The sequence below is a fragment of the Halorubrum alkaliphilum genome (assembly GCF_017873815.1).
In the GTDB taxonomy this organism is placed as follows: Archaea; Halobacteriota; Halobacteria; order Halobacteriales; family Haloferacaceae; genus Halorubrum; species Halorubrum alkaliphilum.
Genome location: NZ_JAGGKQ010000001.1, coordinates 11,659 through 25,099, shown reverse-complemented (window position 1 = coordinate 25,099; position 13,441 = coordinate 11,659). Strand labels below are relative to the sequence as shown.

At 68.3% G+C, this 13,441-nt stretch carries 16 protein-coding genes; 7 read left to right on the top strand and 9 right to left on the bottom strand.

Going from position 1 to position 13,441, the window contains the following annotated elements:
• Positions 1-30: 30 nt before the first annotated feature.
• Together J2751_RS00140 and J2751_RS00135 are read left to right on the top strand one after the other, a co-directional pair.
• Positions 31-600, top strand: a complete 570-nt coding sequence (locus J2751_RS00140) for a hypothetical protein (RefSeq protein WP_209482437.1) — start codon at positions 31-33, stop codon at positions 598-600.
• A gap of 43 nt (positions 601-643) precedes the next feature.
• Positions 644-1,306 carry a TVP38/TMEM64 family protein gene (locus tag J2751_RS00135; RefSeq protein ID WP_321168507.1) on the top strand — a complete coding sequence of 221 codons (663 nt, stop codon included), beginning with the start codon at positions 644-646 and terminating at the stop codon, positions 1,304-1,306.
• A gap of 3 nt (positions 1,307-1,309) precedes the next feature.
• On the opposite strand, the gene J2751_RS00130 is transcribed toward J2751_RS00135, so the two are convergent.
• The 3 genes from J2751_RS00130 to J2751_RS00120 all read right to left on the bottom strand — a co-directional run bounded on the left by J2751_RS00130 (position 1,310) and on the right by J2751_RS00120 (position 5,165).
• On the bottom strand, positions 1,310-2,032 hold the full coding sequence (locus J2751_RS00130; RefSeq protein ID WP_245202519.1) for a hypothetical protein: 723 nt from the start codon (positions 2,030-2,032) through the stop codon (positions 1,310-1,312).
• 593 nt (positions 2,033-2,625) lie between these two features.
• On the bottom strand, positions 2,626-3,876 hold the full coding sequence (locus tag J2751_RS00125; protein ID WP_209482435.1) for a threonine synthase: 1,251 nt from the start codon (positions 3,874-3,876) through the stop codon (positions 2,626-2,628).
• A gap of 50 nt (positions 3,877-3,926) precedes the next feature.
• Entirely contained in the window at positions 3,927-5,165 is a 1,239-nt protein-coding gene (locus J2751_RS00120) for a CaiB/BaiF CoA transferase family protein (protein WP_209482639.1), read from the bottom strand.
• A gap of 146 nt (positions 5,166-5,311) precedes the next feature.
• On the opposite strand from J2751_RS00120, the gene J2751_RS00115 reads away from it, so the two are divergent.
• The 4 genes from J2751_RS00115 to J2751_RS00100 all read left to right on the top strand — a co-directional run bounded on the left by J2751_RS00115 (position 5,312) and on the right by J2751_RS00100 (position 8,388).
• A complete protein-coding gene (locus J2751_RS00115; protein ID WP_209482434.1) occupies positions 5,312-6,109 on the top strand; it encodes an SDR family oxidoreductase in 798 nt (265 codons plus the stop codon).
• A 58-nt stretch (positions 6,110-6,167) separates the two neighbouring features.
• On the top strand, positions 6,168-7,091 hold the full coding sequence (locus J2751_RS00110) for an AEC family transporter (protein WP_209482433.1): 924 nt from the start codon (positions 6,168-6,170) through the stop codon (positions 7,089-7,091).
• 110 nt (positions 7,092-7,201) lie between these two features.
• The gene (locus tag J2751_RS00105) at positions 7,202-7,549 is read left to right on the top strand and encodes a cupin domain-containing protein (protein ID WP_209482432.1); all 348 of its coding nucleotides are present in this window, start codon (positions 7,202-7,204) and stop codon (positions 7,547-7,549) included.
• Complete coding sequence (locus J2751_RS00100; protein ID WP_209482431.1) at positions 7,549-8,388, top strand: fumarylacetoacetate hydrolase family protein; 840 nt, start codon at positions 7,549-7,551, stop codon at positions 8,386-8,388. Before J2751_RS00105 ends, J2751_RS00100 begins: the two co-directional genes overlap by 1 nt.
• Before the next feature lie 29 nt (positions 8,389-8,417).
• On the opposite strand, the gene J2751_RS00095 is transcribed toward J2751_RS00100, so the two are convergent.
• On the bottom strand, positions 8,418-8,582 hold the full coding sequence (locus J2751_RS00095) for a DUF7838 family putative zinc beta-ribbon protein (RefSeq protein ID WP_209482430.1): 165 nt from the start codon (positions 8,580-8,582) through the stop codon (positions 8,418-8,420).
• Between the two features lie 219 nt (positions 8,583-8,801).
• On the opposite strand from J2751_RS00095, the gene J2751_RS00090 reads away from it, so the two are divergent.
• The gene (locus J2751_RS00090) at positions 8,802-9,185 is read left to right on the top strand and encodes a hypothetical protein (RefSeq protein WP_209482429.1); all 384 of its coding nucleotides are present in this window, start codon (positions 8,802-8,804) and stop codon (positions 9,183-9,185) included.
• Positions 9,186-9,200: 15 nt separating this feature from the next.
• Here the strand turns inward: J2751_RS00090 and J2751_RS00085 are convergent, their stop codons facing one another.
• From J2751_RS00085 to J2751_RS00065, 5 genes are all read right to left on the bottom strand, one after another.
• Positions 9,201-9,599, bottom strand: a complete 399-nt coding sequence (locus tag J2751_RS00085; protein ID WP_209482428.1) for a hypothetical protein — start codon at positions 9,597-9,599, stop codon at positions 9,201-9,203.
• A 115-nt stretch (positions 9,600-9,714) separates the two neighbouring features.
• Entirely contained in the window at positions 9,715-10,869 is a 1,155-nt protein-coding gene (locus J2751_RS00080; RefSeq protein WP_209482427.1) for a DUF7118 family protein, read from the bottom strand.
• A complete protein-coding gene (gene hisI / locus J2751_RS00075) occupies positions 10,869-11,291 on the bottom strand; it encodes a phosphoribosyl-AMP cyclohydrolase (protein ID WP_245202518.1) in 423 nt (140 codons plus the stop codon). The genes J2751_RS00080 and hisI overlap by 1 nt, the downstream gene beginning before the upstream one ends.
• Positions 11,292-11,357: 66 nt before the next feature.
• Positions 11,358-11,819: a GNAT family N-acetyltransferase gene (locus J2751_RS00070; protein ID WP_209482426.1), complete on the bottom strand. Its 462-nt coding sequence runs from the start codon at positions 11,817-11,819 to the stop codon at positions 11,358-11,360.
• Positions 11,816-13,108: a DUF92 domain-containing protein gene (locus J2751_RS00065; protein ID WP_209482638.1), complete on the bottom strand. Its 1,293-nt coding sequence runs from the start codon at positions 13,106-13,108 to the stop codon at positions 11,816-11,818. The genes J2751_RS00070 and J2751_RS00065 overlap by 4 nt, the downstream gene beginning before the upstream one ends.
• Between the last annotated feature and the right edge of the window lie 333 nt (positions 13,109-13,441).

Sequence of the window (13,441 nt, the reverse complement as noted above, 5' to 3'; positions counted from 1 at the left end):
TTCAATCCGGCAGCCGTTCCGATCCCGTGTATGGAACGCCCCACGGCGCTGGATCCGTTCGTCGATCAGACGTGCCGAGAACACGCCCTCGTCGTTGGTATCGGGACGATCGCCTGCGCCGTCGGATACGTCGGAACGGCAGTCCTCGTCTTCGATCTCTCGGTTCTCGACCACGGTGGACCGAACCTCCCCCGATGGCTCGCCTCGTCCGTCGCCTCGCTGGCCTGTTGGGGGGTGTACTCGGTTGCGTTCGTCCGCGGCAGAGGCGGACCGGTGACGTCGGCCCTGGTGTACCCCGTCTCGACCGTGCTGGTCGTCCCCGTCGCGATCCGATGGCTCACGTTCGGCCCCGTGTGGAGCGCGATCCGGGACCGGATCACGTGGGTCTTCCTCGACGTCGGTCTCCTCGTTACCGCGGTCGTGCTCGTGATTCCGGGACTGTCGATGTTCCTGTTCGTCCTGTCGGTCTGGGGCGCTCGCCTCGACGAGACGCGGATTCGCAACTGGCAACGACGGCATCTCTCGGCGGAGTTCCGGGAGGCCTTCGTCGATGGGACCGAGACCGAAAGCGGATCGTTCGATGAGAGAGACGCCCGGTGATGACCGGCACAAGACGTTTACCACCCGGCCGTGTCCGATCGCCGTGAACCGTCGATACGTCGCCGGAGGGCTTCTCGTTGCTGGCGTCATCGCCCTCGCGTGGACCACCTCGCCGACCGCGGCGCTCGACGCCTTGGCGTGGCTCGCGGCCGACCCGGTCCGCTTCGGGATCGCGTTAGTGGCGTTGGCGGCGGTCCGCCCGTTCCTCGCCTGGCCGACGACGCTCGTCGCCGTCGCCGTCGGATTCGGCTACGGGTGGGTCGGTCTCCCGCTCGCCGTACTCCTGCTCACGCTGACGGCACTGCCGCCGTATTGGCTCGCGGGAGCCGGCCGGCCACGCCTCGCTCGCGGAGCGGGAACGCTCGCCGGCGCGTCCGACGCGGTCGATCGCTTCGTGGCCGACGCCGGTGGCGTTCGAGCCATCGCGGCCACCCGGTTCCTTCCGGTGCCTGCCGACGCCGTCTCGGTCGCCGCCGGCGTCGCCGGCGTTCGGCTTCGGCCCTTCCTCGCCGGGACCGCGATCGGCGAGTTCCCGTGGGCCGTTGTCGGTATCGCGATCGGCGTCTCGGTCGACAGGCTTGCCCGTAACGACCTGTCCACGGCCGATCCGACGCTCCTCGTCGCGACCGCGCTCGTCGGCGTGTTGCTGCTCGCCGGACCGGTGTATCGGGCGGTCTCGAATGAGACCGATATCGCGGGGACGTGACCGTCAGGCGAGCGGACCGCCGTTTCGGCCGTGCCGCGCGTACTGGAACGCCGCGCCGCCGAGCAGGAGCACGAGGAAGAGTACGGTCGAGAGCTCGGCCTGCTGGGCGAGCGCGATCCCATCGCCGGCGACGAGGGCTCGCCAGACCGGGTACGTCGTCGCGAGGACGCCCGCACCGAGACCGGTCAACGCCGCCGAGATGACGAGATCCGCGTACCGCATCGCGAGGACGCCGGCGACGACGCCGACGACGACGGAGACGAGGAAGAACTGTTGGAACTCGGGCTGGGAGAAGAGGCCCGACTCGACGATCGGCTCGACCTGTACTGCCTCGATCACCGATTCGTCAGGTCCGGCGGGGTCGTAGACTAACTCGAGCACGGACTCTCCGACGGTGAACACCAGCGTCGCGAGCGTCGAGACGACGAACGCCGCGATGGCAACCGCGAAACGCGCGACGAACGGGAGGAGCGCGCGCCCGAACACCGCACCGATCAACACAAGCACGGCGGCGAATCCGACGCGCCCACCGGTCGTGAGGCTCCCGGCAGCGAGTTCGGGGAGGACGACCCACCCCAACACTCCGCCGCCGAACGCGCCGGCTATCCACCCGGTCCATCCCAACACGAGCCCCTTGAGGTCGTACGCGCCCAGAACCAGTACGAGACCGACGAGCGAGTTGAGACAGAGCAGCGCGAACAGCAGCGGGCTCTCCGTAACGGGCATAACCCGACTTTCGCCCGATCCATTATAAATCACTGGCACCAACGAACCCTTGCCAAGCGACGCTCCCTCTTTGGCCCCGATCAGTACGGATACGTCGGTGAGCGATGGCGGGAGTGAATCGATCACATCGGCAGCGACGCGGTCATATATAACTGGACTGTGAGCGACAGCAACGCTCCCTTATAAACGAACGAGGCGGTTGGCGTCACCGGCGGCGGAGCCGCCGGCTGCCAGAGTATCTCCGATTCTCGCTGGAGTCAGGGACGGTCGCCGGAACCGCTCGGCGACCGTCCCTGACGAGGCTGGGGAGGCATGAGGTGCGGGTGCGGGGCAGGGCGGGGCTTTGGAGGTCGTCACCGTCGATCCGCAGTCCTCGACTTATAAACGAGCGGCTGGAGTTTTTGAGTAGTTCAACACACCCTCGATCAGTTATAAACCGCCGCCAGCAACACCGCTCTCTCCGTTATAAATACCACCGCCTCAGTATGTTCGATATGCTCCCGATGTCGATCAGGAGATAGTGTCGATCAGCGAGTCGGTTTACGTGAGTGGGGGTCGGTCAATGGGGTTCTAACGGGGTCGACGCGGTCGGGTCAGTCGTCGGCCTCCGGCGCGTCCGGCTCCGCGTCGGTCCCCTCCCGCTCTCCGAGGTGTGCTCGGAGCGTGTCCACGTCCTTGTTGCCCGCGCCGGTGTTTAAGAGGACGACCGTGTCGTCGGGGCCGAACTCGCCCGCGTCGGCCAGCGCGAACGCGCCCGAGGCCGCGGCCGCACAGGTCGCGCCGACCTCCAACCCCTCCTCGCGGGCGACCTCGATCGCGGCGTCGAGGATCTCGCGGTCGGTCGTCGCCACCGCGCCGCCCTCGGACTCGCGGATCGCCTCCAGTATGAGGTGGCTCGCGCCCGGGTCGGGGATCGCGATCCCGTTACAGCCCGTGTCGATATCGTCGTCCCTGACCGGCTCGTGACGGTCCGCGCCGGACTCGTACGCCTCGACGACCGGTGCACATCCCGTTGCCTGCGCGGCGTACATGGGGACGAGTTCGTCGGTCCATCCCAGATCGCGGGCCTCGCGCGCGGCCTTGTGCATCCCGACGAGCCCGACGCCGCCACCGGTCGGATAGACGACGGCGTCCGGGGCCTCCCAGTCGAGCGCTTCGAGCAGTTCCAGCGCCATCGTCTTCTTGCCCTCGTGGCGGTACGGCGTCACGAACGTCTTCGCGGAGTACCACTCCGGGTGCTCGTCCATCGCCGCGGCGTAGGCGGCCCCGGCGTCGCCGATCTGTGAGTTCCCGTCCATCGGATCGGTGACGGTCAGCGCCGCGCCGTGGACCTCCGTCATCGCCTTCTGGGTGAACCCCGCCCGCGACGGGAGGAACACGTGGGCATCGAGGTCGGCGCGTGCGGCGTAGGCGGCCGCCGCCTGTCCCGCGTTGCCGGCGCTGTTCAGCGCCACGTCCGTCGCGTCGTGTTGGCGTGCGGCCGTCATCGCGAGCGACTGCCCGCGGTCCTTGAACGTCCCCGTCGGGTTCGCACCCTCGTCCTTCAGGAGGACCCGCCCGACGCCCATCGCGTCCGCAAGCGACGGACACTCGACGAGCGGGGTCGCCCCCTCCCCGAGCGACACCGCGGCAGACCGCGGGAACGGCAGCAGCTCGGCGTACCGCCACATCGAGTCGCCCTCCTGACGGTCGAGGTCGGCCGGCGTCAGGTCGATCCGGTCGTAGTCGTACGTCGGGTCGAGGATACCGTCGCAGTCGGGACAGCGGTGCGTCGTCGTCTCGGCGTCGAACGTCGCCCCGCAGTCGACACACGAGAGGCCGTCGAACGCGGTCGTCGTCTCCATGCTCGCCGATCACGCTCCCCGGATTTCGGTCCATCGATCGCGGGTAGTACTCACTCCGGGATCGCGTCCGCCTCCCGTAGCGCGGCGAGGTCGCCGTCGGCGTAGCCGTACTCGCGGAGCACGGCGGTCGTGTGTTCGCCTCGCGACGGGGGATGTCGCCGGACCGTCGTCGGCGTTCGCGAGAACTTCATCGGCGACCCGGGCATCGTCATCTCGCCGGCGGTCGGGTGGTCGACGGTTACGCGCATGTCCCGGGCCTCGATCTGCGGGTCCGCGAACAGCTCCGCCATGTCGCGGACGCCACTCGCCGGCACGTCGTGGTCGGTCAGCACCGCCACGGCCTCCGCCGTCGTCAGGTCGGCGAACTCGGGTTCCAGCTCCGCGTCGAGAGCATCGCGGTTCCGTACCCGCTTCTCGTTCGTCTCGAACCGCTCGTCTGCGGCCAGATCAGGGCGATCGAGCGCCGCACAGAGCAGGGGCCAGAACGCGTCCGCCGAGCAGGCGACAACGACGTAATCGTCGCGGGTCTCGAACGCGCGATACGGAACGATGTTCGGGTGTTTGCTCCCCATCCGTCCGGGAACCTCGCCGCTCGCGAAGTAGTTCGTCGCCATATAGCTGGTCCACGCCGCCTGCCCGTCGAGAAGACTGATATCGATCTTCTGACCGGACCCGTCCCCGAGTTCTCGTTCGAGCAGGGCCGCGAGTATCGCCTGTGTCGCGTACATCCCCGCGCCGATGTCCGCGAGCGCGACCCCGATCCGAACGGGCGGACCGTCCTCGACGCCCGTGATCGACATCAGGCCGCCCTTCGCCTGCATCACGATGTCGTACGCGGGCTCGTCGCGGTCGGGGCCCCACTCGCCATAGCCGGAGATCCCGCAGTAGACGAGTCCCGGGTTCTCCTCGACGAGGTCGGGATAGTCGAGTCCCCACTCCGCGGTCTTGCCGACCCGGAAGTTCTCGACCAGCACGTCGGCCTCACGGGCGAGATCACGGAACACTGCGCGTCCCTCCTCGCAGGCGAGGTTCACCTCGATCGAGCGCTTGTTGCGGTTGACGCTGGCGTAGTAGGCGCTCTGTGCGCCCTCGCCTTCGCCGAAGGCCGGTGGCACCCACGTTCGGGTCTGGTCGCCCGTTCCGGGGCGCTCGACCTTGATCACCTCCGCGCCGAGGTCGCCCAATTGTAGTGTGCAGAAGGGGCCAACGAGCACGCGGGAGGCGTCGAGGACGGTCACTCCGTCGAGCGGCCCCGTCTCTCCGGACGGGTTCCGCGCCTCACCGACCATGGCTATCACGCATACGTCGACCACCGAGCGCGACCGGTTAAAACCGTTCCCGGCGATCCCGGCCCGGGTCGTCGGTTCGACTGCTGTGATCCGACCCCGCTGCCGCGTCGCCAACCGTTAAGCCGCCGGGACCGCCACGTCCGGACATGGATCTCGATATCGACGGCAACGTCGCGCTGACGACGGCGTCCAGTGCCGGCCTCGGAAACGCGGCCGCGACCGCGCTCGTCCGCGAGGGCGTCAACGTGGTCATCAACGGCCGCGACGCGGACCGACTCGGAGCCGCCACCGAGACGCTCCGTGAGGAGGCCGCCGGCGACGCCCGTGTTCACCCGATTCAGGCGGACCTGACCGACGAGGACGCGGTCGTCGGACTCGTCGACGAGACGCTCGACGAGTTCGGCCGGCTCGACCACCTCGTCACCTCCGCGGGTGGCCCGCCGTCCGGTCCGTTCCTGGAAACCGACGATGAGGACTGGTACGACGCCTACGAGCTGCTCGTGATGAGCGCCGTCAGGCTCTGTCGGGCGGCTGCCGAGCCGCTACAGGCGGGGAACGGTGGCACCATCGTCAACGTCACCTCTCGCTCTGTCAAGGAGGCCATCGACGGGCTCGTGCTCTCGAACTCCGTGCGGATGAGCGTGATCGGGCTGGAGAAGACGCTCTCCGCGGAGCTCGCGCCGGACGTGCGCGCGAACGCCGTGCTTCCGGGCCCCCACGAGACCAGCCGGATCGAGGAGCTCGTCGAGCAGGCGGTCGAGCGCGGCGAGTACGACTCCTACGAGGACGGGCTCGCCGACTGGGGCGAGGGCGTCCCGCTCGAACGCATCGGCGACCCGATGGAGCTTGGAAACACCGTTGCGTTCCTCTCATCGCCGAAGTCGGGGTATATCACCGGTCAGTCGATCGTGATCGACGGCGGTGCGGGCGCGTCTAACCTGTGAATTCGGCGTCCGTGATGACCGATGACCTCCGTTCTCGAAGCCGGATCCGTTCCCGATAATGGAGGTACTCGGTCGGCTGCTCGCGCTGCTCGCCGTCCTCCTCGTCGGGACCGCGCTCCGGACGACCGGGATCCTCGACGCCACCCGGACGGAGCGACTGAACGCCGCGACCTACTACGTCGCGCTGCCGGCGCTCGTGTTCGTGGCGACGTACGACCAAGACGTCGGTGAGATCGCCTCCGTGGGGCTCGCCGTCGGGGTCACCGTCGTCCTCCTCGCCACGGCGCTGGTCGCGTGGGGCGTCCACCGGAACCGGGCCTCGGACGCGCGCCGCAGCGTCGCGATCGTCCAGTCGTACCACTCGAACCTCGGCTACCTCGGAGTGCCGCTGATCGCGGCGACGTTCGACTCGGCGGTGACTGCCATCGCCAGCGTGATCCTCGGGCTCGGCGCGCTCGTCCAAGTGCCGCTGACGGTGTTTCTCCTCGTCACGATCAACGACGCGGACGCCGACGTCTCGTTACTCCGGGAGGTCGCCCGGCTCGTGCGGAATCCGGTTCTGATCGCGCTCGTCGCCGGTCTCGCGATCGGATGGGTCGGCGTCGGCGTTCCCGGACCGGTCGCGCTCGGACTCGACGGACTCGGGTCGCTCGCGCTCCCCCTTGCCCTGCTGTGTGTCGGCGCGTCGCTTCAAGTGGATCTGCCGAACGTCGACGTCGGTGCCACCGCGTCGGTCGTGGCGGTCAAGGTGGCGTGTATGCCCGCCATCGCGTGGGCCGTGTTCTCGTTTCTGGACGTCGGAGCCGCGACGTTCACGGCAGGGGTCGTCATGCTGGGGATGCCCACCGCGGTCTCGACGTACGTGTTCGCGGCGGAGCTCGGCGGCGACGCGGAGTTCGCCTCGCTGAACGTGTTCGTGACGACGGTCGCGTCCGTGCTCTCGCTTTTCGTTCTCATCGAACTCGTCGGGGCCGTCGCGTGAGCTGTCGCGGCCGTCACGTGACCCATCGCGGTCGTCCCGCGATCTGCCGCAGTCGTCGCGTGGGCCGCCGCGACCCGAACAGATTTCCAGGTCCTCGTCGTTTCTCTCCCATGGAACACGTTCCGTTCGACGAGGCGGAGAGGTACGAACCGGAGGCAGGCTGGGGTCGCGCCGCGCTCGCCGGCAGCGACCGGTTCACGTTCGAGTGGTTCGAGAAGCCACCGGGTCACGCCTCGCCCGATCACGACCACGAGAACGAGCAGGTGTGCGTCTGTCTGGAGGGCGAGCTGACGGTTCACACCGAGGAGCGGAGCGTGACGCTCGGCGAGTACGACTCCGTCCACCTCGACGCGTGGGAGACCCACCGCGTCGAGAACGCGACTGACGAGCGCGCCGTCGGGCTCGACGTGTTCGCGCCCGGCCGTGGCTTCGACTTCTGGACCGACCGCGAGGAGTGATGTTCGGCGAGACACACCGCTTCGCCCGGACCGTCGAGGGGTCGCCGCTCGTCGGCGACGAGGACGGGTTCGTTCCGCTGGCGACTGCCGGGATCGATACCGTGGAGGACTCGCTTGGCGCAGTGACCGGCGGTCCAGCGGTGCTCCCGCCGGTCGACGCGCTTCCTGCGAGTCCGACCCCCGCAGACCACCTGTCGTTCGGGCTCCCGTTCGACCCGGGGAAGCTGTGGGGCATCGGGCTCAACTACGCGGACCACGCCGCCGACCTCGACGAGACTCGTCCCGACGAGCCGGCGAGTTTCATGAAGCCGGCTACGACGCTGGCCGCGCCCGGCGGTCCGATCCGGCTCCCGCCCCGCTCGGAGTCGGCGCGCGTGACCGCCGAGGCGGAGCTCGGGGTCGTCATCGGTCGGACCTGTACGGACGTCGAGGAGGCGGCGTTCGGCGACGTCGTCGCCGGGTTCGTCCCCGTGATCGACGTAACCGCGGAGGACGTGCTGGAGCGCAATCCCCGATTCCTCACCAGAGCGAAGAGCTACGACACGTTCTGCGTCGTCGGGCCGTGGGTATCCGCACCCGCGACTGTCGACCGCTTCGGGGATATCGAGGTCAGGACGGTCGTGAACGACGAGGTGGTCGCCGAGAACACGCTCGACCGAATGCTGTTCTCGCCGCCCGAACTCGTCGCCGTCCACTCGCGGGTGATGACGCTGGAAGCGGGTGACCTGATCTCGACCGGCACGCCCGGCGCGGGAGTCATCGAGGACGGCGACACGGTTCGTGCGGAGGTCGACGGCGTCGGCGTGCTGGAGGCTGACGTGGTTCGGAAACGGGAGTAAGCACCCGGAAAAGACCGATATCGGATCGCTCAGGCCGGGAGCGTGTCGATCCCGTTGATCGCGACGAAGCCGTAGCCACACTCCGGGCAACGCCACTTCGTCTTCTCGCCGAGGTGTACCGTCATCGCGGCCGTTCGGTAGAACGAGGTCGTCTCCTCACACGACGGACAGTCCACGTCGTTTTCGAGCGCCATACCAGTATTCCGAGTCGGCGTGGATTTCAACCTATTGATCCGACGAACGACTCCTCACCCATCCCGACCCCGTCGCCTGCGGCAAAGTCGCTGCTAGCCGTGCGCGTAGCGTAACACCGTCGTCGACCTTCCGCTGGCTTCCAGCGAGAGGCGTCTTCGCGACCGTCGTGATCGACGACTGCCGGAACCAATAAGTCGTCCATACCGGTACTCCTGAACGTGTTTGACGCGTTGTTCCCGAACTGGACGAACCCCGAAGCGATCGCGGTGCTGATCGGCCTCCGGCTCGTGTGTAACGTCGCGATGCTCGCGTACGTGGCCCACGTCGCCGAGGTTCGCTCAGGCTACACCGCCACGATGGGCGGGCTCGTCGCCTTCTCCACGGTTGCGACGGCCGTACTCCTCACCACGGGGTGGGGTGGTCAGCCGCTGTCGTACGTCGAACTCGTGAGTCAGGTACTGGTCCTCGGCCTGTCGGGATACGTCGCTCTCCGGGTCGACCCGAGTCCGGCTTCGGTCGCGCTCCTCCTCGCGTGGCCCGGTGCAGTGTTACTGCTGCTCGCGATGGTTCCGGTGTACGGCGAGGCGTTCGTCGCGCCCTGACTGCGGGGGTCCTATTTAAATAGCCGTCACCCACGCTTTGTACTCCGGTTCGAGCTCGTACACGTCCAGAAACGCGCGTTCGATGAAGCCGGCGACGCGGTTCGCGTCCGAGCGCGCCGTGATCACGGCGTTCGTCCCTTCGGCCTCCTCCGGTGTCACGAGCTCGTCAATCCGGAACTCCGGGAACTCGGTAAGTAGACTTTTCAGTCGGTCCAGCTCCTCGTCGGTACAGTCCATCACCACTTCCGTGCCGACAAGCTGGATCCACGGCGGTACCTCGCCGCCGTCGGAGGTGTCGCTGTCGGGGTCGATATCGACGGTCATCACGTCGCTCGACCGGGCGCGGTGGGCCGCCGCCGCGTCCGCGAACAACGAGAGGCGCTCGGACTCGGTCGCGGCGTCGAATCGGGTCATACGTCGGGTTCGTCGCTCGCAGTATATAAACGATCAGTCGCGGTTCGCGTTCGTGCGGCTTCCGACTCGTCGCTCAGACCCACCCCTGAAGGGGTGGGCTTCCGCTCGCCACGTGTCAGTCCCGGTCCGTCTCCGCCAACACGTCCTCGACGAGTTCGAGGGTGCGCTCCGCCTCACGAACCCGGTCGTCGATCGCGCCGGAATCGAGGAGCGCGAGCTCCGGAGGGTCGAGGGCATGACGCACCTCCGCGGCGCGCCGGAGGCGTTCGTACTCGTCCGATCGAGCCAGATCGCGGACCGATCGGAGCGTCGCCACCGTCTCGTTGTCGGCGATCCGCGAGACCAGCGGGATCAGCTCGTCGATCTCGTAGGAGAGTTCGTCGCCGGGCGCGGGCGGCCAGTCGATCGTCAGCGGCTCGCCGTCGATCCGGTTGAGATACGTCTTGTGGACCGCGACCGCGGTACGGAGCGCTCCGGCGTCGTCGACGTAGTGGTCGAGCTTCGAGTTCGAGTAGTCGGCGTACTCGAGCAACGTCGGTAGCGGCTCCTCCCCCGCCCCGTACTCGTCGACGTACTCCCGTAGATCCGGCGGCGGGAGGTCGATGTCGACGAACGGGGTATCGTCCGCGCGCTCGACGAAATCGAGGACCTCCCGAGCCGAGGCCGATCGATAGAACGTCCGAAACGCCTCCCGGACCGATTCGTTGTACTCCTCGACCGGGTCGCGCAGTCGCTCGACGTCGGCATCGAGGTCCGCATCCGCCATGTCGGCGACCTCCTGAAGCTCCGAGAGACGGTCGGCGAGGTCGTCGTGCGCGTCGCGAGCGGCCTTCCGGGCGGCACGGTAGTCGTCCCCCGCGTCGTCGCGCTCGGTCAGCAGATCGACGTACGCCTCGGCGGGGTCGAGCGCCTCGCGGGCGGCCGCGAAGTCGCTCCCCGAGAGCCGTCGTTTGTCCACCGCGTCGTCCGCGGCGGCGAACGCCTCCGCCGCGAGCGCGTCGTCGTCGACGCTCGTCGCGTTCGCGAACGCGCCCTCGAACTGGACGTACGACTTGAAATCACCGCTGCCGACCGCGTCCTCCTCGTACTGGTCGAGCACACGGTGGGCCCGGCGATACGCGTCCGCGGCGGCCTCGACGCGACCCTCGCCGAGATCTGCGATCCGTGACTCGACCCGTCGGAGCCCGTCGTACCGCTCCCGGAGCTCGGCCGCCGCCTCACCGGCGGCACGGATCGGGTCTGCGTCGGTTTGCGACCCCTCGGACGACATCAGTACACCTCGTCGGGGTCGAACGCGTGCTCGCCCACGTGCTCACCGTCCACCGTCCGATAGAAACACGAGCGGTGTCCGGTGTGACACGCCCCGACCGACTGGTCGACGACGTACAACAGGGTGTCGGCGTCACAGTCGACACGGATCTCCCGGACGGACTGCGTGTGTCCGGAGGAGCCGCCCTTGTGCCAGAGCTCGTCCCGTGACCGGGAGTAGTAGTGGGCCTCGCCGGTCTCGCGGGTTCGCTCGAGGGCCTCCGGCGAGACGTACGCGAGCATCAGCACCTCGCCGTCCGCGGCGTCCTGTGCGATCGCGGGAACGAGCCCGTCCTCGCCGAAATCGACGTCGACGGCGGCGTCGGTCGTTTCCGTTCTTCCGCCCCCGGCGTCCGCCTCGGAGTCCGTGTCGGTCTGGCTCATACCTCGGAAAACGCGTGCGCTCCGAATAGGCCTTTTGTGTGTGAGCGTCATCGGTTCGCCGACCGGTCAGTCGTACCGCAACACGAGCGCGTCGCCGTCGGCGTACGCGTCCGGTCGACGGTCGACCACGGTGAACCCGAGCGAGTCGTACAGGGAGAGCGCGGCGTCGTTCCCGGGGTGTGCCTGTAGCGTCACCGGCCCGTCGGCGTCGCGAAGGACCGCGGAGAGGAGGCCGCGCGCACGACCCTCCCGTCGAAACGCCGGGTCGACGACCAGTTCCGCCAGGTGACAGCCCGCCCTGTTCGGGGCGTCGACCGGGAGGAGATAGCCGACGACTCCCCCGCCCGCTTCGGTCGTCCCGTCCGCTTCGGTCGTCTCGACGCTCACCAGTACGTCCCCGGTGACCAGTCCGTACTCCAGCAGGTCCGGACTCGGCTGTCGGAGGTAGGATTGGAGCTCGCGGATCCGGCCCGAGTCCGTCGGTTCTGCGCGTCGAACCTGCGGATTAGGATCGGTCGATCGGGTCATGCGAGCGTGACGCCGGCCGCGACCGCGATGGCCGCACCCGAAACGGTCGCAAGGAAGTTCACGGTCTGGTTTCCGATCCGACCCCCTTCGATCACCGCTCCGAGGAGGCTGTCGACGGTCATTCCCCCGACGCCGGCGGCGGCGACGATCACGCCCCCGACGAGCGGATCCCCAACCGGCATCGCCACGCCGGCGATGGTCCCGACAAGGACTGCCCCAGACAGTCCCGCGAGCTCGCCCTGCCACGTCACCGCACCGTCCGTTCCCGGCTCGACCCGCCGGAGCGTCGTTATCAGCCGCGGATCGTCGAAGAGGCCACCGATCTCGGAGGAGAGGGTGTCCGCGAGCGCGGTGGCGAACGCGCCGGCGAACGCGAGCGCGAACACGATCGCGGGGACGTCGACGTGGTCGGTCGCGGCGTAGCCGAGCAGCGCGAGCAGAGCGACCGCGGAGTTCGCGAGCACGTTGCCGGTTCCGCGGGCACCCTCGTTCTCTTGGGCGACTCCGCGGTCGGCCTTCTCGTCGAACCGGTACTTCGAGGCGAGCGCGCCGATCGAGTAGAACGCGATCAACACGAGGAACCAGCCGGGCCCCCCGAGAACGACCGTGAGAAGCGCGAGGAGGACGCCCGTGAGCATTCCCGGAACGGAGGCGGCACCGAGCGCGTACGAGACGTAGCCCAGTCCGACGGTCACCGCGAGTCCGACGGCGATTCCGAGGGCACTCACCGTCGGCTCCAGCGTCGTGAACCCCCAAACGACGAACGCGACGATGACCACCGTGAGATGTGCGTCCCGGGCGTATACGAGCGAACGGACCAACGCAGCGGTCAGTGCTGCGACGGCTCCGAGGAACGTGAAGACGGGAAGCGCCTCGACGACCGCACCCGGAGCGATGTCGCCGGCGATGAGGGCGACTGCGGTCTGGCCGGCGACCGCCGCGAGACCGGCTCCGACGAGGTAGCCACCCACGAGTTCGAACTCGCCGTCGAACCGGCGTTCGAACGCCGCCCGACCCGGACGGCCGCCGCCGACGACGAGGGCGGCGGCAGCGAACGCGCCGAACGGCAACGGGACCCGCGGCCACGTCGCGAACGCGGCGAGTCCGGCGAGCGCGAGCGCGAACGATCCGATCCCGTACAGCCGCTCGGCCTCCCGGTCGCCGGGGAGCGCGAGCGTCTCGAACCACTCGCCGTCCCGGATCCCGAAGAGAAAGAGGCCGGCAAGCGCGAGAAACGGCACGACTGCGGCGTCGCCGAGCGTCGGCGTGATCACCACGAGCGCGGCCATCGCGGCGAAGGCGCTCGCGCGTCGGGACCTCCGATTCACACGCGGAATACCCCCGACGACCACTTAACCCTCCCGACAACGGGTCGCGGCCCCGGGGCCAACCGTGGTCACTCGTCGTCGTCGTCGTCACTCTCCGTCGTCGTCACTCTCCGTCGTCGGAACCGATCGTCCGCTGACTCAGTAGCGGTACTCGTTGAACTGTACCGCGTGTCCCTCGATGACGCGGACGTGCCGCTCGGGATCCTCCTCGTCGTCCGGCGTCGGTTCGTGTGAGTCAACGACTGTCATGTGCGGGAGAATGAATTGGGTGTATATAAATCTTTCTCGGGTAGC

What these genes read in the sequence shown, in the direction of transcription:
- J2751_RS00140 (WP_209482437.1), top strand. Translation starts at nt 31, where the DNA reads ATGGAACGCCCCACGGCGCTGGATCCGTTCGTCGATCAGACGTGCCGA.
- J2751_RS00130 (WP_245202519.1), bottom strand. Translation starts at nt 2,032, where the DNA reads ATGCCCGTTACGGAGAGCCCGCTGCTGTTCGCGCTGCTCTGTCTCAAC.
- J2751_RS00125 (WP_209482435.1), bottom strand. Translation starts at nt 3,876, where the DNA reads ATGGAGACGACGACCGCGTTCGACGGCCTCTCGTGTGTCGACTGCGGG.
- J2751_RS00120 (WP_209482639.1), bottom strand. Translation starts at nt 5,165, where the DNA reads ATGGTCGGTGAGGCGCGGAACCCGTCCGGAGAGACGGGGCCGCTCGAC.
- J2751_RS00115 (WP_209482434.1), top strand. Translation starts at nt 5,312, where the DNA reads ATGGATCTCGATATCGACGGCAACGTCGCGCTGACGACGGCGTCCAGT.
- J2751_RS00110 (WP_209482433.1), top strand. Translation starts at nt 6,168, where the DNA reads ATGGAGGTACTCGGTCGGCTGCTCGCGCTGCTCGCCGTCCTCCTCGTC.
- J2751_RS00105 (WP_209482432.1), top strand. Translation starts at nt 7,202, where the DNA reads ATGGAACACGTTCCGTTCGACGAGGCGGAGAGGTACGAACCGGAGGCA.
- J2751_RS00100 (WP_209482431.1), top strand. Translation starts at nt 7,549, where the DNA reads ATGTTCGGCGAGACACACCGCTTCGCCCGGACCGTCGAGGGGTCGCCG.
- J2751_RS00095 (WP_209482430.1), bottom strand. Translation starts at nt 8,582, where the DNA reads ATGGCGCTCGAAAACGACGTGGACTGTCCGTCGTGTGAGGAGACGACC.
- J2751_RS00085 (WP_209482428.1), bottom strand. Translation starts at nt 9,599, where the DNA reads ATGACCCGATTCGACGCCGCGACCGAGTCCGAGCGCCTCTCGTTGTTC.
- J2751_RS00080 (WP_209482427.1), bottom strand. Translation starts at nt 10,869, where the DNA reads ATGTCGTCCGAGGGGTCGCAAACCGACGCAGACCCGATCCGTGCCGCC.
- hisI (WP_245202518.1), bottom strand. Translation starts at nt 11,291, where the DNA reads ATGAGCCAGACCGACACGGACTCCGAGGCGGACGCCGGGGGCGGAAGA.
- J2751_RS00070 (WP_209482426.1), bottom strand. Translation starts at nt 11,819, where the DNA reads ATGACCCGATCGACCGATCCTAATCCGCAGGTTCGACGCGCAGAACCG.
- J2751_RS00065 (WP_209482638.1), bottom strand. Translation starts at nt 13,108, where the DNA reads ATGGCCGCGCTCGTGGTGATCACGCCGACGCTCGGCGACGCCGCAGTC.